The following is a 21245-nucleotide window of genomic DNA, read 5'->3' as shown; positions in this document are numbered from 1 at the left end:
TTGATAACAGTGGGCTTGTAGAGGGAAATTGCATGAGGATTTTTTATTTTTTATGCGTTATTTCTTCATTGTTTTGCAAAGGGCGCGCTTCTGAGGCAAGCATAATGGGAACGCCATCACGAATAGGGTAGGCAAGTTTGGCTTTGAGAGAAATGAGCTCTTGTGTTTTTCGGTTGAAAGAGAGAGTACCTTTCGTCATTGGGCAGACGAGCAATTCGAGCATTTTTGGATCTGTGGTCATTTTTTTCATGTTTGGACATTCATTAGTTTAAGCGGTAATCTGTTCCTGTTTGTTTCATGAGCGAGCGTTCTGTTAATGCAAGAAGAGTTTGGGCACGGCTTTCGATATCTGGAGCTTCAAGGAGAGCTTGTTTTTCTGCTGGTGTAAAGGGGATAAGAGCTGAAAAAGCATTAACCAATATAGGTGTAGGGGCTTCTATGATGCTGCTCCAATTATATTCCATTTCATGGATGGTTAGATATTTTTCTACAACGTCGAGTAAGTTCTCTCGGTTAATGCTTTCTTCAATATCAAATTCTTGCAAGTCTTTTATGTTTGATTGGATGAGAGCTGTTCGATAGGATTTTGTGTTTTTCAATTCTTGTTCTAAAGTGAAGCGGCAAACACCTTGTAAGATAATGAACAGTTGTCCGTTTCCTGTTTCACTGTAGTTTGTAATACGCCCTATACAGCCTGTTTTATAAAGTTGTGTAGAGAAGCGATCTGTATCCGATGAAAGTGGTTGAATAATGCCCAATAGACGATCAGTTACCATAACATTTTCAATCATTTCAAGTGATTCTGGTTCAAAAATGTTAAGTGATAAAAAACCACCGGGTAGTAAGAGTGCACCTTCTAAAGGAAAAAGAGCAATTTGCTTTGGAAGATCATTTTCGCAATTGTAAGAGATATTACCAGCTTTCATGAGTATTTTGTCACCTTTGTTCGGTAGTTTTATTCTGTAAATAGTCGCTATTTATGACACTATTGAGAAAGCAGAAAACCTACTTCTTGTGCATTAAAACCATACTTATAAAATATTTGAAGTCCTTATTCTCAAAAAGAATATGAAACCCTATCTTTAAGGTTGAACTGTGCGCGAAAGAATATTGCTTGCGATCTTTTTAGTGTGTGACGTTTTGCATGATTTTCAAGAGGTATTTTTGTTTATAGCTTTTGATTTTTGTCTTAAATTTCCTAAAATGTGTTCCTTGCAATTTTTGTAAGGTTCAAAAGGACACTATTATAAATCTTTTGAAGCAGCTTATGCAAGTTTTAAAATGAGAGTATTTTCATCACTTTACTAATGACAGTGTGATAAAGATAGGCTATAGGTTTAAATATGCTGGAAAGAGCGTTATCGTTTCTTTCATTCTTTTGCGGGAGAGTGCAGATTGCAAATTTTCGCATTGCCGCCGAAGGGGAAATAGCCCATAATCTCTCAGGCTTTAAGGACCGTAAAAGGAAGAAGGCAGATCTGGAAAGTCGGGAGAACCCGCGCCGAAGGTGTAAGCGGAAAATTTTTTCGCGAGTCTCTCAGGTTGATGACAGAGGGGGCAGAGACGACCATATTCTGTGGGCGTTAGCGCAGCTTTGGAGTTATTATGGGCACAGCACAAGAAACATCTTTTTTAAAAACACTTCCTTTATATGATTTGCATGAAAAAGCAGGAGCAAAATTTGGTGCTTTTGCGGGCTGGAACATGCCTTTAACTTATCCTCTTGGCGTTTTAAAAGAGCATCTTCATACGCGTGCACATGCAGGACTTTTTGATATTTCACATATGAAATTGATTGCGGTTGAAGGGGCACAAGCCGTGGAATTTTTGTCCTATGCTTTTCCCATTGATGCAGCAGCTTTAAAGATTGGACACTCACGGTATAATTATTTGCTTAATGAGCAGGCTGGTATTCTTGATGACCTTATCATTACCCGTTTGGAAGAGGGCCGTTTTATGTTGGTCGCCAATGCTGGGAATGCACAGGCTGATTTTGTAGAATTAGAAAAGCGTGCGGTTGATTTTGAATGTCAAGTGATTGCCCTTGAAAGGGTATTGCTTGCGCTTCAAGGTCCTGAAGCGGCAGCTGTTCTTGCTGATGCGGATTTGCCAGGGAATGAATTGTTCTTTATGCAAGGATTCGAACCACAACAGGATTGGTTTATAACGCGTTCTGGTTATACGGGAGAGGATGGTTTTGAAATTGCTTTGCCTATAGGGCATGCGCATATGTTAGCTGAAAAATTGCTGAGTGATTCTCGTGTTGAGTGGATTGGACTTGCAGCACGCGATAGCTTGCGGTTGGAAGCGGGGCTGTGTTTGCATGGAAATGATATTACCCCTGATACGACACCTATTGATGCGGCTCTAACATGGGCTGTTCCTAAAAGTGTTCGAGAAAAAGCACAATTTTATGGTGCGAAGGCTTTTCTTGAAGCACTGCAAAAAGGACCTGCTCGTTGTCGAGTTGGATTAAAACCGCAAACGCGTCAACCTATTCGTGCCGGTGCGCTGCTTTTTGATGATCAAGATAATGAGATTGGCGTTGTAACATCAGGTGGTTTTGGTCCTTCTTTTGATGGTCCTGTTGCGATGGGTTACGTTCCTGTTGATTTTAAAATTGAAGGGACACAAGTCTTTACAGAACTGCGAGGCAAAAAGATTGCACTATCAGTTCATTCTCTTCCCTTTGTTGAACAACGTTATTTTAAAGGATGATTTTTTATGTCTAAAACTTATTTTACACATGACCATGAATGGCTTAGCGTTGAAGGGCAAGTGGTGACTGTTGGGGTTACGCATTATGCGCAAGAGCAATTAGGGGATTTGGTTTTTGTTGATTTACCACAAAGTGGAACAAAACTTTCCAAAGGAGAGGCGGCAGCTGTTGTGGAATCAGTGAAGGCGGCTTCAGATGTTTATGCTCCTCTTGATGGTGAAGTGGTCGAAATAAATGAAGCCTTGGCTGATAATCCTGAACTGGTAAACCAGAAACCCGAAACAGAAGGTTGGTTATGGAAAATGACATTGCAGGATGAGACACAACTGGAGGGGTTGTTAGATAAAGATGCTTATAAGGCTTTGATTGGATGAGTACCATGATCGAGCGTTCTTTTTCTTCTCGACATATTGGGCTGCGTCCTGATGAAACACAAAAAATGCTTGATGTTTTAGAGCTTGATTGTGTTGATACACTCATTTCTCAAGCTGTTCCACACTCTATCCATTTGGGACGTTCATTGAATCTTCCAGAGGCTGCTAGTGAAGGACAAGCCTTAGAAGAACTCTCCAAGATGATGGAGCGTAACCATGTGCACAAAAGTTTTATTGGGCAAGGATATCATGGAACTTATGTGCCTCCGGTTATTTTACGAAATCTGTTTGAAAATCCTGCTTGGTATACTGCTTATACGCCTTATCAAGCAGAAATTAGCCAGGGTCGTTTAGAGCTTTTGTTTTATTTTCAGACATTGGTTAGTGAACTAACAGGTTTGCCTGTTTCTGCTGCTTCCCTTCTTGATGAAGCAACTGCTTTAGCTGAAGCCAATGCCCTTGCTTTTCGCTTTTTCCGTGAGAAAAAAACAAAAATTTCTCTTCAGAGTCTTTTACATCCTCAAACTTTGAGTGTTGCGCAAACGCGTGCTGAAACACAAGGGATTCAGATTAGCCAAAATGGAGAAATTGATTCTGATACAGCGGCAATTGTTTTATCTTGGCCAGATACAAAAGGTTCTTTTCATGATTACAGTGAGATCATAAAAGAGGCAAAGGAAAAGGGAGCTTTAGTTATCGTTGTAGCTGATCCTTTAGCGCTTACCCTTCAGGAGCCACCGGCTCAATGGGGGGCTGATATTGTTGTTGGCTCTATGCAGCGTTATGGCGTTCCGATGGGATTTGGTGGTCCACATGCTGGTTACCTTGCCGTGAGTGATGCATTAACGCGTCTTATTCCAGGGCGTATTGTTGGTCAATCCGTGGATACCAAAGGACGCGTTGGTTTTCGTTTGGCTTTGCAAACACGTGAACAACATATTCGGCGCGATAAAGCGACGTCAAATATTTGTACAGCGCAGGCTTTGTTGGCTAATATGGCAACCGCTTATGCTGTTTGGCATGGGCCAAAAGGCTTACAAGAAATTGCGCAGCGAATTCATCATTTAACATGTCGTTTTGTTGCTGGTTTAGAAGCAGCAGGGGTTCATGTTGAAGGGAAAAGCTTTTTTGATTGTGTGAGTATTTCTGTTAAGGGAAAAGCGCGAGAGATTGCGCATCAAGCCAAAATAGGTGGGCGCCTTATTCGTGTTCTCGATGATGACACTATTGCAATCAATTTTGATGAATTATCGACAGAAGAAGATGCTGGTGCTTTAGCGCAGCTTTTTGGGGCACAATTAGGCGATAAGGCTTCTCCTCGACTCTTTGGAAAAAAACGGGAGGCTGCTTTTCTTTCTCAGCCTTTTTTTCATGCGGTTCATTCAGAGACAGATATGATGCGCTTTTTGCGTCGTTTAGCGGATAAGGATTTGGCGCTGGATCGCGCTATGATCCCTCTTGGTTCTTGTACAATGAAGCTTAATGCCGCGGCTGAATTAATGCCTGTAAGTTGGGCTAGTATGGCCAATATACACCCCTTTGTTTCACAAGAGGATGCAGCGGGATATTTGGAGATGATCAACCAGTTAAATGCGTGGTTGTGCGAAATTACAGGATTTGCGCAAGTTTCTTTTCAGCCAAATTCTGGTGCTCAAGGTGAATATGCTGGGCTTTTGGCTATCCGACGATATTACCAATCACGGGGAGAACATCAACGTACAGTTTGTCTTATTCCTGCATCTGCGCATGGTACCAATCCAGCCTCGGCCCATATGGCAGGGATGGAAGTCGTTGTGGTAAAATGTTTAAGCGATGGTGATGTTGATGTAGACGATCTCAAGATGAAAGCGCAATTGCATAAAGATAAATTGGCTGCTCTTATGATTACTTATCCTTCAACCCATGGTGTTTACGAGGAAAGCATTAAGGAAATTTGTTCTATTATTCATGAAAATGGCGGACAAGTTTATTTTGATGGTGCTAATCTCAATGCCCTTGTGGGTCTTGCTCGTCCTGCGGATATTGGCGCTGATGTTTGTCATATGAATCTTCATAAAACATTTGCCATTCCCCACGGGGGGGGTGGTCCTGGTATGGGACCAATTGGTGTTGCAAAGCATCTCAAACCATTCGTACCAGGTCATGAACAGGATGGGACAACACATGCGGTTTCGGCTGCTCCTTATGGAAGTGCGTCTATCCTTGCGATTACATGGATGTATATTCGAATGATGGGGGCTGATGGCTTAAAATATGCAACACAAATAGCCATTTTAAATGCCAATTATATTGCTGCACGTCTTTCACCAGTTTATTCCATTCTTTATCGGGGCAAGCATGGGCGTGTTGCGCATGAATGTATTGTGGATACACGCGTGTTGAAAGAGCAGTATGGGGTGAGTGTTGATGATATTGCAAAACGTCTCATTGATTATGGATTCCATGCGCCCACGATGTCGTTTCCTGTTCCGGGAACTTTGATGATTGAGCCAACGGAATCAGAACCAAAAGCAGAGATTGATCGTTTTTGTGATGCTTTACTCTCTATTGCTGAAGAGGCTAAGAAAGTTGGTAGCGGGGTTTGGCCAAAAGACAATAATCCATTGGTGAATGCCCCCCATACAGTGGTAGATACTTTAGATGATGCTTGGGCACGACCCTATTCGCGACAAGAAGCTGCTTTTCCCAACAGTTTTCTTGATCCAGCCAATAAATATTGGCCTCCTGTATCGCGTATTGATAATGTTGCGGGAGACAGAATGCTTATTTGCTCGTGTCCGCCATTGGGAAATACCTATTAAACGAAAAATATATATTTAATTGGTTTATTTGCATGAACAAAAAAAGCCCACACATTTTGTGTGGGTTTTATGCTTATTGGTTCTGTTGCTATGGCGTTATTTGTCTGTTTTCTAGAATTTTGCATTGTTTTTTATAACATGAGCAAAATCGAAAAAGTTGACAAAAAAGCTGTGTTTTGTCGGCAATAGGTATGCTCTCCTTTGCCTTCTACCGTATGACATGGTTTTAGTGACTAGGCCATCGGTCTAGCCAGCTAATCATGTAAACGAGAGCGAAACCTATGAGGATAGGTCACGTCTGTTGCATGTGTTGTGATATACTACTCGTCACTAGGGTGACGACGACCGGTTGTAGAAAGAATAAAATCAATTTTAGTGTTTTTGATGATAAAGACACGCGAAACTCTGTTGTTGCATCTTTTCGAGTCAAAAATTGTCTAAATATTTCTCTTTAATCTGCTTTTTATAAATATGACGCAAAAATATATAAGAACATCTGTTAGAATGAGCAAACGCAAAGCCAAATGTATTATGGGTATTTTTTACAAGGTGTCTTATAAAAAGCCGGCACATCTTTCCACTTCATTGCAAGTCAGTTTGTGACTTTACGGCGCTGTTTTCCTAAGAGCTCGTGTGATTTAGCTGTTTCCTGTAAATCAACATCCAAACTTAACGCAGCGAAATTTTTTGAGCCAGAGATTGAGAAAAAAGAGCTTTATGAGTAGTTCCTGCTGTCTGTCTGATGAGGGCGGGGGATTGCGTATTTCTGTTGACGTAACCTTTGAAACTGGAAGACAATCTTATTTTGGAAAATGTAAAGCCGTAAGGTGAAAATCAATCCTCAGTTTGTCATCTCCTCTTAATTCAGTTTTGCGGCTTTCAAAAGCATTTAAAGCAATGTTTTTTAATAATGGGGATTACACATTGCTCCATACTTTTATTTATTGTGTTTTTTAGTGGGGGAATGACCTTCATGTAAAACAGAACGCTCCAAAAAGAATATACTTGGGTTGTTAATTCACATGTTTGTTTTAAAGAGACATTTCGCTCCTAATCCCATTTCGCGACGGCGCTTGTGAATGGTGTAAGGGTAAATCTATTGATCCCCCAATCTTTACACTTCATAACGGAATAAGCCGGCACTATCATACATTTTGCCAGCGCCTAATGTTATAGCTCTTGGCACTATGGTTCATAAGAGGCATTATTCTTTTCTTAAATCATTTTTATCTACACATAATCCAGTTTGTGGTATGCAAGCGAATGATTTTAATTGGGAAATTAATTTTAAAAAATTTGTAGTAGATTCTTTTTTGTCAATTTATGGGGAAAGGTTAAGTTTTTGTATTTTAGATGAAAGCTACTTCCATAAAATAGTCCATCAACTTGTCTGTTTTGAGATTTCTGTGAATGTACGGTATCTGTGACCATTCTGTGTGGTTGATTGTTGTAAAATCTTTTGTAAAAGCCCCTCAATTTTCTAAAATGATGATTTTTATCAATTTATTTCTTTATGGCTAAAGAGTTTTTATGTGTAAATGTATTTATAGCGTGGTCCAAGAGATGTTAGAATTTCATTGGGAAGGGTATCGGCATCTATAGATACTTTTTCAAGTGTTTGATGGGGACCAATGAGTTCTACCCAGTCACCAGTTTGAGGTTTTTGTTCAAGATCGGTCGTATCTACAATAATGGAATCCATAGAAACCCGCCCAACCATGGGAAGTTTGTGCCCGTTGAAATAAACAGTTCCTTTATTCGAAAGAGCACGGAGCCAGCCGTCTGCGTAGCCTATAGAAATGGTTGCAAGAGTGCTTGGTCTGTTGGTTATAAAGCTTTCTGCATAACCAACAGGTGTATCTACATCAACAACACGGTTTTGAATGACTTGGGCTTCAAGTTTTAAAACAGGTTTCAAAGGTGATGGGTGTTTTCCCCGCGGATCAACTCCGTAAAGTGCAATGCCTGGACGAACAAGATCAAAATAAAAATCTGATCCTAGAAAGATACCTCCAGAATTGGCAAAGGAAGCTCTACAGGTTGGTAGTTGCGCAAGGGCAGTTTTGAAAGAAGTTAATTGGGCATAATTTGATGGGTGGGTATCATCTTCTCCGTTAGCAAGATGACTGAGAATATATTTTATGTCTGCTTTTTCGAAAATTGTAGGGTGTTTGATGAGCTTTTGTAATTCTTTTTGATCAAGTCCTAATCGGTTCATATGGGTATCGATTTGAACAATTGCTGGAAATTTTTTATCTTTTTTTTGACAAATTTTTTGCCAATTTTCAATGGCATTCCAAGAGTTCAAAACCGGAACAATACCAGACTGTGCGACAAACTCTTCTGCTAAGTGTGGAAGTCCATTCAGAATGGCAATCATGACATTTGATGGTAAAATGCTTTTTAATTGGAGTGCTTCTCTGATTTGTGCGACAAAAAAAGTGCGACAACCAGCTTGATAAAGGGCAGGAGCAATTTTGTGAATGCCTAATCCATAAGCATTTGCTTTTACAACTGCTGAACATTCTGTTGGGGCTACACGTTTGGCTAAAGTGATATAATTGGCAACAATGGCACTGACATCAATGGTTGCGACAGCTGCATAGAGTGATGTATTTATTTCATCATTAACGGAATTTTTCATTTTAAAATCTTATCTGTATTCCTGAAATACGCAGTTTTCTTTGGTTATTTTATAGAGGTTGCTTATGAGAGATGAAAGATACTGTTTGCTACGGTCAAAATCATAAGAAGCCTATACTGCCATTAAAGTCGTTTTTTATGTAAAATGCTACTCTGGATATAAGAGATACTTTAGTTTTATTTGTGTTGTTATCAACATGGTGTTTTCTGATAATTTGTGAAGCATAGATTTTTATTTTTTTTATTTATTTTTAATTGAGGCTTCTTAAAAAAGAAAGCATAGTTTATTGTATTGTATCATTTTGAAGAGTGCAATGTTAGACTATTGTTGCTGGTATGATTGTTTTGATTAAATATTGCATTGGCTGCTTATTTAGAGAAGGTAAAATGATTAAATTAACCACGTTAAATCAATGCATTACAAGTTTTTACCATAAAGGGGAAGATCACTCATCTGTGTAATTTTGGATGTCATCTTATGCATTTAAAGTTACTTTTGTTAAATGGGAAAGAGTGTATAAACACTTTCTGATACATCAATAGCTGTTGATTTGGACATTATTTCTTTTCAAGATGAAGTGGGAATACGATATTTGCTTTTTATCGTTTGATTGGTTTTTAGTGAAATCAATTTATCGATCATAGAAGGTGTTCGACTCATTTATTTATGGAAAGGGCAGTGTAAAAAGGTCAGTAAAGAAAACAATGGATGTAATGCCGAAAACTTTGTTGTGGAGTCGTGCGTTTATCGTTCAATCCACAGATGTTTTTTCTCTCTTAATTTTAAGGTTTTCGGTTATAAATTTTGCAAAGAGAATAAAGTGTTGTAGCGGTACACTGTATACTATGCATTATGTGTTAAAGTGGAAAAGAGTACCGTGATTGCTTAACACTCGATGTTTTTGTTTCTCTTTGAATATGATTTGTATTCACATTTTTTTCATTCGATTAATTTTGACATAAAAGTGTTAATCTTAAGGCTTTTGGTTTAAGAAAATTGTTGGCAGATGATTATACAAGGATTATATCACGTCAGGGATTCGAAATTTAATAGTCAATAAAGATATGGGGAAGAGTATGAATACGTCTGCTACCAATGTTCCGTCAAACATCAGCAGCGTTGCAAATTTTCCGATTCCTGCGAATGTATTCGCTCTTACTGTCCAAGAGGTTTTTCACTATACAGATCGATTATTTAAATTTCGCCTGAATCGTCCGGAAAGTTTTCGTTTTCGTTCAGGTGAATTTGTTATGATCGGTTTGCCAAATGCAGAAAAGCCAATTTATCGTGCTTATTCGATTGCAAGTCCTTTTTGGGATGAACAGCTTGAGTTTTTTTCGATAAAAGTTCCAGGAGGGCCATTAACCGAGCATCTCCAAAAAATTAAAATTGGTGATACAGTTCTCATGCGTAAAAAATCTACAGGAACGTTGGTTCTTGATGCTCTTATTCCTGGAAAACGTCTTTATCTTCTTTCAACTGGGACGGGGATTGCTCCTTTTGCAAGCCTTATTCGTGATCCTGACACTTATGAAAAATTTTCAGAAGTTGTCCTTATTCAAACAACGCGCGAAAAGAATGAGTTAATTTATGCAAAAGATCTTGTTTCCTCTTTGCAACAAGATCCACTCATTGGAGAGTATGCACAACAGTTGAGATTTTATCCTATGACGACTCGTGAACCTTCTGAGCATATGGGCCGTATTACGACTGTTATGGAAAGTGGAGATTTTTTTGAAACAACAGGCCTTCCTAAAATTCATCCTGATGAAGATCGGGTGATGATTTGTGGTTCCATGGCAATGTTAAAAGATTGCGCAAGGATGTGTGAAGGTTTTGGTCTTGTTGAAGGGGCTAACAATGCCCCTGCTACTTATGTTGTAGAGCGCGCTTTTGTGGAGTAATGAGTGGGAAAATTGGTGCTTTATCTTCTTTCAAACCGGTACGGGGGTTTTCCTTTTGCAAGCTTTATTCGTGATCCTGACATTTATGAAAAATTTGCAGAAGTTGTTCTTATTTAAATAACGCGAGAAAAGAATGGATTAATTTGTGCAAAAGATCTTGTTTCCTCTTTGCAACAAGATCCACTCATTGGAGAGTATGCACAACAGTTGAGATTTTATCCTATGACGACTCGTGAACCTTCTGAGCATATGGGCCGTATTACGACTGTTATGGAAAGTGGAGATTTTTTTGAAATAACTGATCTTCCTAAAATTCACCCTGATGAAGATCGGGTGATGATTTGTGGTTCGATGGCAATGTTAAAAGATTGCGCAAGGATGTGTGAAGGTTTTAGTCTTGTTGAAGGGGCTAACAATGCTCCCGCTACTTATGTTGTAGAGCGCGCTTTTTTCGATAGAGAGGAGAGTTGTGTTGCAGTATGCGCTAATGCAGTAATCGAATCCCAATCACTTATTGCGATGAGCGGTTGGGGTGCTATCCAAGAACCACCAACGCAGAAGACATTGGGTAGTTGGAGCCATTGTATTGCACTTTTTTGTGTAATACCGCCTGTTGGGCAAAACCGGATATCAGAGAAGGGAGATGCTAAAGCTTCGATGAATGAAATACCTCCAGCAGCTTCAGCTGGGAAAAATTTAAGATATGAATAGCCTTTGTTTAATGCTTGCATGAGTTCACTTGGGGTCATTGCAGCGGGAAGAAGGGGAATTTCACTATTTTTTGCACAATTGATTAATTCATTGGATAATCCGGGGCTTACAATAAACTTTGCGCCTGCTTGTTCGGCTTGCTCGTAGTGTATCGTGTTGAGAACTGTTCCGGCCCCAACGATTGCTTCAGGGACTTCTTGGGTAATTTTCTGAATTGCTTTGAGGGCATTTGGTGTTCGCAAGGTGATCTCAATTGTTTTTAATCCGCCTTTGACAAGAGCGCGTGCTAAGGGTACAGCACTTTGTAGATTGTCAATGAGCAAAACAGGTATAACAGTTTGTCCTTGGAGATATAATAAAAGCTTTTCTCTTTTTTGGCACATGATATTTTTTCTTCTTGGAGATGATATTATTTGTATCGTTTGATTAAGCACAATATGTTAAAGAGTACATGAATAAATCTTGAAATTGAATGAAACGCGCGTTATGGCAAAACACATGGAAAAGAATTTTAAAGTTGCTGCACTTTATTGCTTTGCAGATTTGAAGCATTATCGTCAATTACAAAAACCTTTGCAGGATTTATGTCAAGCAAAGGATATCAAAGGAACCCTCCTTTTAGCACAAGAGGGAATTAATGGAACTGTTGCTGGTTCTTGTGCTGCGATTGAGGCATTGGTGGATTTTATTGTGGCGGAGCCAGCGTTTCAAACGCCGGAGATTAAATATTCATGGGCATCAAAGATGCCTTTTCATCGTATGAAAGTGCGGTTGAAAAAAGAGATTGTGACAATGGGGGTTGAAGGTGTTGATCCGCTAAAAGTTGTTGGTACTTACGTCGATCCTGAAGATTGGAATGCTCTTATTCAAGATGAAGAGACAATTTTGATTGATACACGGAATGACTATGAATATGCGATTGGGAGTTTTCAAGGAGCGATTGATCCGCAGATTAAAACATTTCGCGAATTTCCTGAATGGGTGCGTAAACATGAGGCTGATTTAAAAAAGAAAAAGAAAATTGCCATGTTTTGTACAGGTGGTATTCGGTGTGAAAAATCAACAGCTTATGTTCGTGATCTTGGTTATGAGCAAGTCTACCATTTAAAAGGTGGCATTTTAAAATATTTAGAAAAAATTCCAAAAGAAAAAAGTTTATGGTGGGGTGAGTGCTTTGTTTTTGATGAGCGTGTTTCTGTTCAACATGGTCTTGAAGAATGTGGACGCGAATTATGTCGCGCATGTCGTTCTCCTCTCAATACTGAAAGCAAGTTATCGCCTCATTATGAAGAAGGTGTTTCCTGTGACGCTTGTTATAACACACGCAGTGAAGCTGATAGAGAACGCTTTCGTGAGCGCCATAGGCAATTCCAATTGTTGAAGTTGCGGGCAATTGATTCTCATCAAGGGACATAACGATATCGTCGTGTAGGGATTTAAATTCTAGCTTTTTTCTCTTAAATTTAAGAGAGAAGCGTTTTTAATATTGGTAGAAAAGTTTTATAAGACCGGATGTTGTTCGGTCTTTTTTTTACGTTAATTTGTTGATTTACAAATAATGATTATAGATCGTTTGCTCTTCTTGATTTTATAGGAGTGAGTTCTCCAATATTGTTCATTTTAAAATAAAAAAGCTGTTTCCCAACAGCGCAGAGGAGTGGGATCTATAGTTTTAAGAGAAGAGTGTGTGAATGAATAAGATATGATTCACGAGAGAAGATAAAAGAGCAGCAGCAAAGTTAAGAGAAATAGAATGATAATAGGAGCTTATGATTTTAGAATTTCATATAGTACATTGATTTATAAATGATAATTTAGTTAAATTTGAATAAAAGAGTTCAATATTGTGAACTTTATTGCTTTCAGATTAGATGAGAACGAATCGCGTAAAACTCATTCACTTGTACGTTGCAAATGGGAGCAACGTGTGGACAAAAATCATTTTAGATAAGGTGTTATGAAACATTTCAATGGAGGAGTTTCTGCAATATTGGAAGTTGGCAGATAAAACGGGGACGTTAGTTATGTCACTTCATAAACATAAAGATGGTGATATGCCGTTGATCTATATCATATGAGCTATATTATACGGGGAATTCTTCATGATATTTTGCTTAAGCGATGTTGTGAAATAGATGTAGAAGCAGGGATGTTTTTAAGATGTAGATGAGAAAGATAATGGCGTTTTGTGGGGAGATATCATGTTTTTTAAAGATGATGGTGCTTTAGTCGATCCCCGCCCTGTTTTCCATGTTACTAGTCCTTGCATTTGAGGGGATATATTAAGGGGGAATTTTACTCTTTTTTTCAATTGTTTTTTATTCATATATTGTTTTCTGCTTGTGATGCGCAAGAGAATGATTTTTCTTGATTCATTATTAAGGGAGGGAAATGAGAGAATTTTATGATGGGATTTTTGTTTAAGAGCAAAATAATAAATTATCGTTATAAATTAATGTGTTGAGTAATTTATTTTGTGTTATTTTCTGCTGCAGATATTAGGAGATAGAATAGGGTAAAGAAACGAGGGGCTTTTAAAGCAAGATAGTGCTTGATGTCGTACGGATGGTGTAAGGGGGGAATCCCATGAAAGCAGAGGGATGGTTTTGTCTGTTAGAGGAGGAGAGTGTTGTTTTTTCGCATCATTTTATCTTTAAGAATTAAAAAATGTTTAAAATTAAAAAAATGATTGAAATGAGAAAGGATTCGTTTTATAGGATGCCTTGCCCAAAGTCGCACGTGCCTGTGGGTGTCCGCTGGTTCTCAAATGGTGAGATTAACCGGTACGGTACCTGGAACTAACCGCTCCAGTCATTCTTACAGCCAATTGCAAGAATGAGGACATCTTGAAGCAACGACGGTGCGGGCCTTTCTGGTGTCTTCCAGTTTTTAAATACTGGGATAACTATAGAGGCACACCTCATTGCCTTCAGTGCGGAAGTGGTTTTCTCAACTCCAATCAAAAAGGCAGATAAAATAGAATAACGCGGCTTCGCGCTGTTCTTTCGCTGCATGCAATGCTAATTTCTGATTTTTTGTAATCAGAATGGGGATAGTTGTTGTGTGTTTTTTGTCCTTTAGCTTTTGGCAGTTTTGGCTGTCTAAGCGTAGAGTGAGGAAGCTTTTCCTCAAGGAGAATTGCAGATGGCAACACAACGTATTCGCGATTTTCTTGCAACACATCGTTCTGAAGGTCCATGCTTAATTGTTGACCTTGATGTTGTTCGTGACAACTATTTAAATTTTGAAAAAGCTCTACCACAGTCTCGTATTTTTTACGCAATAAAGGCGAATCCAGCTCCTGAAATCTTGCGTTTGCTGAGTTCTTTAGGATCTTCTTTTGATGCGGCTTCTGTTGCAGAAATTGAAATGGCTTTAAAAGCAGGGGCAACGCCAGAGCGTATTTCTTTTGGAAATACGATTAAAAAAGAGCGTGATATTGCGCGAGCATATGCATTGGGTGTTTCACTTTATGCAGTTGATTGTGTTGAAGAAGTGGAAAAAATTGCGCGTGTTGCTCCAGGAGTGCGTGTTTTTTGCCGTGTTCTTACCGATGGAAAAGGTGCAGAGTGGCCATTGTCACGCAAATTCGGTTGTGTCCCTGCTATGGCGGTTGATGTGCTAAGACGGGCACACCAATTAGGTTTGCAAGCTTATGGTGTTTCTTTTCATGTTGGGTCGCAGCAGGTTGATTTGAGTGCGTGGGATCGTGCTTTATCAGATGCTGCTACAGTATTTAAGCGTTTGGAACAAGAAGGTATATCACTGAAATTGGTGAATATGGGAGGCGGTTTTCCAACCCGTTATTTGAAAGATGTTCCTACAGAGCAAGCTTATGGTACCGCTGTTTTTGATTCATTGAAAAAGCATTTTGGTAATCGTATCCCTGAGACGATTATTGAGCCAGGGCGTGCAATGGTTGGCAATGCTGGTGTTATTCGCACAGAAGTTGTTTTGATATCTAAAAAAGCTGACAATGATAATGTACGATGGGTTTATCTTGATATTGGGAAATTTAATGGCCTTGCTGAGACTATGGATGAGGCTATTCGTTATCCCATTGAGACACCTCATGATGATAAGGTGATGGAGCCTTGTATTTTGGCTGGACCAACATGCGATTCGGCAGATGTGCTTTACGAAAAAACACCTTATCCACTTCCTCTATCTCTAACGATAGGAGATGAGATATTGATTCATGGAACTGGTGCTTACACAACAACTTATGCATCTGTTGCTTTTAATGGTTTTGAGCCTTTACGATCATATGTGATCTGACGTTTCTTTTTGACGATAGGGTTATTAGACTTTTGCGATGCTTGTCATTACGCTATAAGAGGGCGGTTATAGAGATGAACATGATTAATTTTCGAACAAAAAATGGGGCATGTTTTACACTTTTATTGGAGCAAGAAGCCGATAAGCCTTATCGAGAAATTTTGCTTGATTCAACGATGGGGTATGGACGTAAACGTAAATCATCAGAGACTTTACGGCGTGGTCGGCTAGCTGCTCAAGGGCTTTCTTTTGTGGTTAAAAATGCTCTGGGAGAGCTTGTGGGAAGTGTACGTCTTTGGCATGTTTCTTTTTTTAAAGAAAAAAATGAAACACAACATGCTTTACTCTTGGGACCTTTGGCTGTTGCCGCTGAATGTGCTGGTATGGGAATAGGATCAATTTTAGTCCGCCATGCAATTGAAACAGCAAAAAAATTGGGATATGGCGCTATTTTATTGGTAGGGGATTTTGAATTTTATCAACGTTTTGGCTTTTCAAATCGCTTAACAGAAAATTTGGCAATGCCTGGTCCTTACGAAAAACATCGGTTTCAAGCGTTGGAACTGATACCAAACTATCTTGCTGGGTGTTATGGCACTTTGGCTCCTAGTGGAGCACGAGCCGTTACAAGTCGTTTTCAGCATCATAAAGTGGCTTGAAGACTGTATTTATTGCGTTTGCAACAGTGCTGGCATTGAGGTGGGCATACTGTTTTGATTAGTATCAAAATGTTGATGCGGTACAAATTTTGGGGGTCGTTGCATTGCAATTGTGTTATAAAGCCTTTTCTTTATGTGACAGGTTTCTTATTTTTAATAATTTCAGTTAAGTGACTAGGAATATATTAAAAGCGCATTTTTTTTGAAATAGCGTCATATTTTACACGATTAAAGGAAACAGATTTTTGAGTGGTTTTGTATTCTTTTAAAGCCGGCATCATCATACAATTTTTCAGTTCTCAATATCGTTGGTCAATCTTGCATTGAAACGATTCGGTATTTTACTCTTTTTAAAACCGTTTTTATCTCTCTGCTTTTTGTGCGCAAAGGAATGGTTTTGATTGATTCATCATGAACAGGTTTTGAATAGGAAACTCTCACAATATTCAGATTGCTCATTATAATAGATAACATCATAAATTATGATTATAAATCAATGTCATGACTACGAGAGCTTTTCGTTTATACCACTGAATTTTTCACATCAGAAATGATTATTTGCCTATCGGGAAGAGAATCTTAGAAGCCTTTCTAAAGTATTTGGAGGTGGATTCAATAGCGACGAATGTGCATTTTTGAGAGGTTAAACAAGTGTCTAGACGTTTACTATTGAAGATGTGAGGGAATTTCTGTCATTAACAGTTATGGAGCCACCATGGTAAGAGTAGGGCATAGAAGGGGATCATTTATTGATCAATTTTATTCAAAAAGAGAGATATTTTAAGAAATTTTATACAATTTTAGTGGCTATCGAAAGAGAAGAGGCTTTAAGAAAGAAAAATACGCGGCAGTAGAATCAAAACTGTAAGTATTAGCTTCTTTAAAAGGGCGTAAAAAATAAAATTACATGTTTAAAAGCTGCTTTTTTGAAAAAACTCTCCATTACTTTTTTGCTATCAAGACAACTTGTTTTGCAATTGGCATGAGAGGATCAAATACAAAATGATTTTTTCATGTAAAATTTTGCATTCAGAAACAACAAAACGTTATCCTGTACATTGTAAGGAAAATGGATACATGAGAAAAAATCACAAGAATCTCTTTTATAAATGACCTCAAAAAGGAGGGCTCCCATGGGGGAGAAAGGAAAAGGGAAGGGTGATGTGAATATTCTCGTAAGCATCACAAGAGTGAAGCATAAAGAATCGTACAGGATCGTTTTTGTGAGGGGAGTAGCGTAAAGCGGGATTGACGGATAGAGTAGAGATTTAATGATAAGCACACATATTCTTTTAATCTTTTGTGCCCTATGGTGATAAATCAAAAATCTGATAGAAATAGCTGCTTTATCTTTATAGTGTGGAGCATGTTAGGTAAGCTCTTTGTTTATTATCATCTAAAACAATTTTTATATGCGAGACGTTATTTTAAAAGTGCGTAAAGAGCTCGCATTGAAAAGAATTTTTATCAGAAGAATCATTTAGAATCACATGTTAATTTATATTGTCTCTTGAGAAGAGATAAAGTGAAAAAATCGAGGAAAGTGATAAAAATCAAAAATATTCTTCAATTTTAATGAATCTTAGTGTCTTGGTGGTGAATCCATGAGGGATGGTATTTTTTTGAGAAACATGGTCATAAATGCTAAAACACCAAAGATAATGGTTATGATAAAGAAAATATCACTAAAAGCCATAATCATTGCTTGTATGCGTGCTATATTAAACAATTGAGAAAGAGCAAGAGTGTAGGAATCAAAGGTTTCTGTTTTGAATAATAAAATAAGCTTTGAAAGCATTTCAGTTGCTTGTCTGTTTGCGTGGTTAAGTGTTTCGGCTATTCGTTCATAATGAAAGTCTGTGCGTTTTGTCATAAGAGTGCTGATAATGGCAAGTCCCACAGCACCACCTAGATTCCGTGTGAGATTAAAGAGTCCAGAAGCATTTTGCATTCGTTCTGGTGGAAGTGTTCCCAAGGCAATATTATTGATAGGAACCATACATAACATTACAGAAGCACCACGGAAAACTTGCGGCCAAAAAAGCTGCCAAAAATCCCACTTATCTGTGATAGCGCTAGCCATCCAAGTGCCTATTGCAAAACCAAAAAGTCCTATTGCCATCATTAAACGTGCATCTATTCGTGCTGAAAGGAATCCTGCAAGGGGAGCAGTTAATAACATGACGAATCCTGAAAGAAACAATGTTTCTCCAATCATCAGGGCATCATAATGGCGGATTTGGCTTAAATAGACAGGATAAAGGTACGTGAGTCCATAAAGACCTATTCCCAAAGAAAAGGAAAAAATGGATGCAGCTGAAAAATTAAAATTAGAAAAAGTAGAGAGATCTACAATGGGTTCTTTTGCTGTAAAAGCACGCCAGAAGAATAAGGCTGCAGCAAGAATCATGATAATAAATAAATTCCGAACCAGCTCATCATTCAGCCAATCATGACGTGCGCCCTCTTCTAGTACATACTCTAAAGTTCCTAGAAAAACAGCCATAGAAATGAGCCCCAACCAGTCAAATTTAGCCATGAGAGATGGATTTGCTTTATCAAAATCAATCAACTTCCAAGCGAGAATTGAAATAATAATCCCAAAAGGCACATTAATGAGAAAAAGCCAGTGCCATGATAAGATATGACAGAGATAACCTCCGACCGTTGGACCAATAGTGGGGGCTAATGTTGCGACTAGTCCAACAATAGGGGTAACAATTGGGCGTTTGGAAGGAGGAAAAAGAACATAAGAGGCGACAAAAACACTTGGGATAATTCCTCCACCAATAAAACCTTGCAATGCACGGTAGATAATCATCTCTCCAATAGATGTTGCTGTTGCACAAAGAACAGAAGTAATCGTAAACCCGATCGCTGATATGGTGAAGAAAACACGTGTTGAAAGCAATCGTCCTAAGAATCCAGAAAGGGGCAACATGATGACTTCAGCGATGAGATAGGAGGTTTGAACCCATGAAATTTCTTCAGAGCTCGCAGAAAGACCAGCTTGAACTTCGGCTAAAGAGGAGGCAACGATTTGTATATCCAAAATGGCCATGAACATGCCAAAGGCCATAACTATAAAAATCACAATGCTACGGATTTCTATACGCTCTTGAGACTGTATGGGCTTTGGTATTGAAGATGTCATAATAATGAGGTCATTTGCTTGTTATTATAAGAGACTTTTATCTTGTGGTTTTGTACGTGTATCAACTTCTACTGAAACACTCATTCCTGCTCGGATATGTCCGGTCTTTAAGACTTCTTCTGGAATAGAAATACGTACAGGAATGCGTTGGACAATCTTTGTAAAGTTACCGGTAGCGTTTTGTGGAGGAAGAAGAGAAAAAACAGCACCTGTTGCCGGTGAAATAGAAAGCACTGTTCCTGTAAAGATCTCCTTTTTGAAGGCATCAACAGAAATATAAGCCTTTTGTCCCGCATGAATATTTTGCAACTGTGTTTCTTTATAGTTTGCTTCAATATAAAGTGCATGGATGGGGACTAACGCTGCAAGACGTTGGCCATTTACAACAAAATCTCCCGTTTTTGCTGTTAAATTTCCTATGATTCCATCAAATGGCGCGCGTATAATAGTTGAATCAAGATCACGTTGTGCTTTTTCACGTGTGAGCTCTAAACTCTTTGTTTGGCTTTCTGTTTCACTTCGTTGTGCTTCTAGCACTTGGATATTGGCGCGTGCTGCAGCGATTTGTGCATCTGCACGGTTAACATTTGCGATAGCTTGTTCATAAGCTGATTTGGCATCATCAACATCAGATTGAGGGGCATAACGATTGGCTTTCAGTTCTGTTACACGTTTTAAGGTGAGTTGTGCATTGGTTGCTATGGCTGAAGCGGCTGCTTTTTGCGCTTTTGCATCATCTAAAGCACTATGAGCGGCTGTGATTTGTGCATCAATGCGTAGAAGTGTTTTTTTCTGTGTGTCAAGATGCGCTTCTGTTTGATCCAAGGCTATTTGATAATCACCATCGTCTAAGTAAAATAAAACATCGTCCTTTTTTACAACTTGGTTGGCTTTAATGGCAATTTTTTCAATATATCCATTTAATTTAGTCGCAATAGCGGCTATATCTCCTTGCACATAGGCATCTTCAGTAGATAACATATAACGCCATTGCGTTATCCATTTGTAGCTAAACCAAAGCACAAAAAGTGCAAAGACAATAAGAAGGGCTTTGATTACTTTTTTTTGTTTCGTTTTATCGAGATTTTTTGTTGAAAAAATTGTCTCAGATACGGACATGATTTATACTTCCAATATTTATGTTCCAACGAGTATAATAAGTCTATCACTACAGGGTAGGGTGATATACATGCAAGAGCGATAAGAGCTTTTCAAACAAAGGCGATCCCTGGTACATAATGCTAAATATATAAACTTGCAAGTTAGAGATCTTGTTTTCAAGTTAGCGGTCTTATTTTATTGCGCATTTTTTACAAAGACCTCGTACTTCTAGGGTGCTTTTATGTGCTTGGAAGTCAACAGCTTGAACCATCTGTTTTAAACTCGTTACAATCGTTTGATTTTGTATTTCGTTGACTGTGCCACAGTTTTCGCAAATTATAAACGTTGTAAGTTCATGTTGACAGTTTTCAGGGTGTAAACAGACCACAAAGGCATTTACACTTTCAAGACGATGAATACACTTTAACTGTACGAGTTTTTCTAACGCACGATAAACTTGGAGAGGTGCACGAAAACCTTCTTCGCGTAAGTGATTGAGAATCGCATAAGCACTTAAAGGCCCTTTTGCATTTTTTAAAGTGTTTAAAACCAATGTTTGGTTACGCGTCAGTTTAGATGACATTGACACCTTCCTTTTGCTCTTAAGGGAAAGCATAAAGCGTGTAGGCCGTTTATGCAATGGTGATTATAGAATAGGCCCTTTAACATGATACGCGTCGTGATATATAAGAAGAGTTGTAACTGTTGTGAGAGAAGGGAGACTTTGGGATCTGGAAGCCGCCGTGAACATACAATATACTGATTTATAATGATAATTCATTGTTTTGTGTGTTGAATGAGAATCCCGAATATCGTAAGATTGTCTCATTTCAAATCTGTTTATCTTGAATCAATCAAAACCATTCGCTTGCACGTCACAAGCGAAGCTGGCGTGTGGGT

Annotated in this window: 14 protein-coding genes, 1 pseudogene and 1 riboswitch; of the genes and pseudogenes, 8 read left to right on the top strand and 7 right to left on the bottom strand. The window is 38.6% G+C overall.

The genetic code is table 11. From position 1 onward, the window contains the following. Positions 1-43: 43 nt before the first annotated feature. On the bottom strand, positions 44-250 hold the full coding sequence (locus ACFIN0_RS07430) for a Trm112 family protein (RefSeq protein ID WP_273791466.1): 207 nt from the start codon (positions 248-250) through the stop codon (positions 44-46). 13 nt (positions 251-263) lie between these two features. Then, positions 264-926 carry an LON peptidase substrate-binding domain-containing protein gene (locus tag ACFIN0_RS07425; protein WP_375610818.1) on the bottom strand — a complete coding sequence of 221 codons (663 nt, stop codon included), beginning with the start codon at positions 924-926 and terminating at the stop codon, positions 264-266. A 445-nt stretch (positions 927-1371) separates the two neighbouring features. Beyond that, positions 1372-1469: riboswitch (glycine riboswitch) on the top strand. A 136-nt stretch (positions 1470-1605) separates the two neighbouring features. On the opposite strand from ACFIN0_RS07425, the gene gcvT reads away from it, so the two are divergent. From gcvT to gcvP, 3 genes are read left to right on the top strand one after another with little or no spacing between them, the layout of a single operon-like run. Then, a complete protein-coding gene (gcvT, locus tag ACFIN0_RS07420) occupies positions 1606-2718 on the top strand; it encodes a glycine cleavage system aminomethyltransferase GcvT (protein ID WP_375702224.1) in 1113 nt (370 codons plus the stop codon). A 6-nt stretch (positions 2719-2724) separates the two neighbouring features. Next, a complete protein-coding gene (gene gcvH, locus ACFIN0_RS07415) occupies positions 2725-3093 on the top strand; it encodes a glycine cleavage system protein GcvH (RefSeq protein WP_375612294.1) in 369 nt (122 codons plus the stop codon). 5 nt (positions 3094-3098) lie between these two features. Further along, on the top strand, positions 3099-5894 hold the full coding sequence (gene gcvP, locus ACFIN0_RS07410) for an aminomethyl-transferring glycine dehydrogenase (RefSeq protein ID WP_375702231.1): 2796 nt from the start codon (positions 3099-3101) through the stop codon (positions 5892-5894). Between the two features lie 1528 nt (positions 5895-7422). Here the strand turns inward: gcvP and alr are convergent. Continuing rightward, positions 7423-8538, bottom strand: a complete 1116-nt coding sequence (alr, locus tag ACFIN0_RS07405; RefSeq protein ID WP_375610820.1) for an alanine racemase — start codon at positions 8536-8538, stop codon at positions 7423-7425. 1076 nt (positions 8539-9614) lie between these two features. Between alr and ACFIN0_RS07400 the strand changes: the two genes are divergently transcribed. Together ACFIN0_RS07400 and ACFIN0_RS07395 are read left to right on the top strand one after the other, a co-directional pair. Beyond that, positions 9615-10442 carry a ferredoxin--NADP reductase gene (locus ACFIN0_RS07400; protein ID WP_375607351.1) on the top strand — a complete coding sequence of 276 codons (828 nt, stop codon included), beginning with the start codon at positions 9615-9617 and terminating at the stop codon, positions 10440-10442. 18 nt (positions 10443-10460) lie between these two features. Further along, positions 10461-10892: pseudogene (locus ACFIN0_RS07395) on the top strand (ferredoxin--NADP reductase); the annotation flags it as partial. Here the strand turns inward: ACFIN0_RS07395 and eda are convergent. Then, entirely contained in the window at positions 10871-11536 is a 666-nt protein-coding gene (eda, locus tag ACFIN0_RS07390) for a bifunctional 4-hydroxy-2-oxoglutarate aldolase/2-dehydro-3-deoxy-phosphogluconate aldolase (protein WP_375609694.1), read from the bottom strand. The pseudogene ACFIN0_RS07395 and the gene eda sit on opposite strands and share 22 nt — an antisense overlap. A gap of 115 nt (positions 11537-11651) precedes the next feature. On the opposite strand from eda, the gene ACFIN0_RS07385 reads away from it, so the two are divergent. From ACFIN0_RS07385 to ACFIN0_RS07375, 3 genes are all read left to right on the top strand, one after another. After that, positions 11652-12569, top strand: a complete 918-nt coding sequence (locus tag ACFIN0_RS07385; RefSeq protein WP_375607349.1) for a rhodanese-related sulfurtransferase — start codon at positions 11652-11654, stop codon at positions 12567-12569. Positions 12570-14297: 1728 nt separating this feature from the next. After that, on the top strand, positions 14298-15431 hold the full coding sequence (locus ACFIN0_RS07380) for a type III PLP-dependent enzyme (protein ID WP_375609695.1): 1134 nt from the start codon (positions 14298-14300) through the stop codon (positions 15429-15431). A 74-nt stretch (positions 15432-15505) separates the two neighbouring features. Further along, positions 15506-16090 (top strand): GNAT family N-acetyltransferase, encoded by a 585-nt coding sequence (locus tag ACFIN0_RS07375; RefSeq protein WP_375614756.1) that lies wholly within the window; start codon positions 15506-15508, stop codon positions 16088-16090. 1582 nt (positions 16091-17672) lie between these two features. Here the strand turns inward: ACFIN0_RS07375 and ACFIN0_RS07370 are convergent. The 3 genes from ACFIN0_RS07370 to ACFIN0_RS07360 all read right to left on the bottom strand — a co-directional run bounded on the left by ACFIN0_RS07370 (position 17673) and on the right by ACFIN0_RS07360 (position 20928). Then, positions 17673-19244: a DHA2 family efflux MFS transporter permease subunit gene (locus ACFIN0_RS07370; RefSeq protein WP_375702223.1), complete on the bottom strand. Its 1572-nt coding sequence runs from the start codon at positions 19242-19244 to the stop codon at positions 17673-17675. Positions 19245-19268: 24 nt separating this feature from the next. Beyond that, positions 19269-20363: an HlyD family secretion protein gene (locus ACFIN0_RS07365; protein ID WP_375702222.1), complete on the bottom strand. Its 1095-nt coding sequence runs from the start codon at positions 20361-20363 to the stop codon at positions 19269-19271. Between the two features lie 172 nt (positions 20364-20535). After that, positions 20536-20928, bottom strand: a complete 393-nt coding sequence (locus ACFIN0_RS07360) for a Fur family transcriptional regulator (protein WP_375607344.1) — start codon at positions 20926-20928, stop codon at positions 20536-20538. Positions 20929-21245: the final 317 nt, after the last annotated feature.

The organism is Bartonella sp. AA89HNZF (genome assembly GCF_042196905.1).
Classification (GTDB): Bacteria; Pseudomonadota; Alphaproteobacteria; order Rhizobiales; family Rhizobiaceae; genus Bartonella.
The sequence above is the reverse complement of the archived record's forward strand: the minus strand, read 5'-3'. Positions and strand labels throughout refer to the sequence as shown.

Excerpts from the sequence above, each read along its gene's own strand:
- ACFIN0_RS07370 (WP_375702223.1), bottom strand. The coding sequence starts at position 19,244 with ATGACATCTTCAATACCAAAGCCCATACAGTCTCAAGAGCGTATAGAA.
- ACFIN0_RS07365 (WP_375702222.1), bottom strand. The coding sequence starts at position 20,363 with ATGTCCGTATCTGAGACAATTTTTTCAACAAAAAATCTCGATAAAACG.
- ACFIN0_RS07375 (WP_375614756.1), top strand. The coding sequence starts at position 15,506 with ATGAACATGATTAATTTTCGAACAAAAAATGGGGCATGTTTTACACTT.
- ACFIN0_RS07430 (WP_273791466.1), bottom strand. The coding sequence starts at position 250 with ATGAAAAAAATGACCACAGATCCAAAAATGCTCGAATTGCTCGTCTGC.
- ACFIN0_RS07385 (WP_375607349.1), top strand. The coding sequence starts at position 11,652 with ATGGAAAAGAATTTTAAAGTTGCTGCACTTTATTGCTTTGCAGATTTG.
- ACFIN0_RS07360 (WP_375607344.1), bottom strand. The coding sequence starts at position 20,928 with ATGTCATCTAAACTGACGCGTAACCAAACATTGGTTTTAAACACTTTA.
- eda (WP_375609694.1), bottom strand. The coding sequence starts at position 11,536 with ATGTGCCAAAAAAGAGAAAAGCTTTTATTATATCTCCAAGGACAAACT.
- ACFIN0_RS07380 (WP_375609695.1), top strand. The coding sequence starts at position 14,298 with ATGGCAACACAACGTATTCGCGATTTTCTTGCAACACATCGTTCTGAA.
- alr (WP_375610820.1), bottom strand. The coding sequence starts at position 8,538 with ATGAAAAATTCCGTTAATGATGAAATAAATACATCACTCTATGCAGCT.
- gcvP (WP_375702231.1), top strand. The coding sequence starts at position 3,099 with ATGATCGAGCGTTCTTTTTCTTCTCGACATATTGGGCTGCGTCCTGAT.
- ACFIN0_RS07400 (WP_375607351.1), top strand. The coding sequence starts at position 9,615 with ATGAATACGTCTGCTACCAATGTTCCGTCAAACATCAGCAGCGTTGCA.
- gcvH (WP_375612294.1), top strand. The coding sequence starts at position 2,725 with ATGTCTAAAACTTATTTTACACATGACCATGAATGGCTTAGCGTTGAA.
- ACFIN0_RS07425 (WP_375610818.1), bottom strand. The coding sequence starts at position 926 with ATGAAAGCTGGTAATATCTCTTACAATTGCGAAAATGATCTTCCAAAG.
- gcvT (WP_375702224.1), top strand. The coding sequence starts at position 1,606 with ATGGGCACAGCACAAGAAACATCTTTTTTAAAAACACTTCCTTTATAT.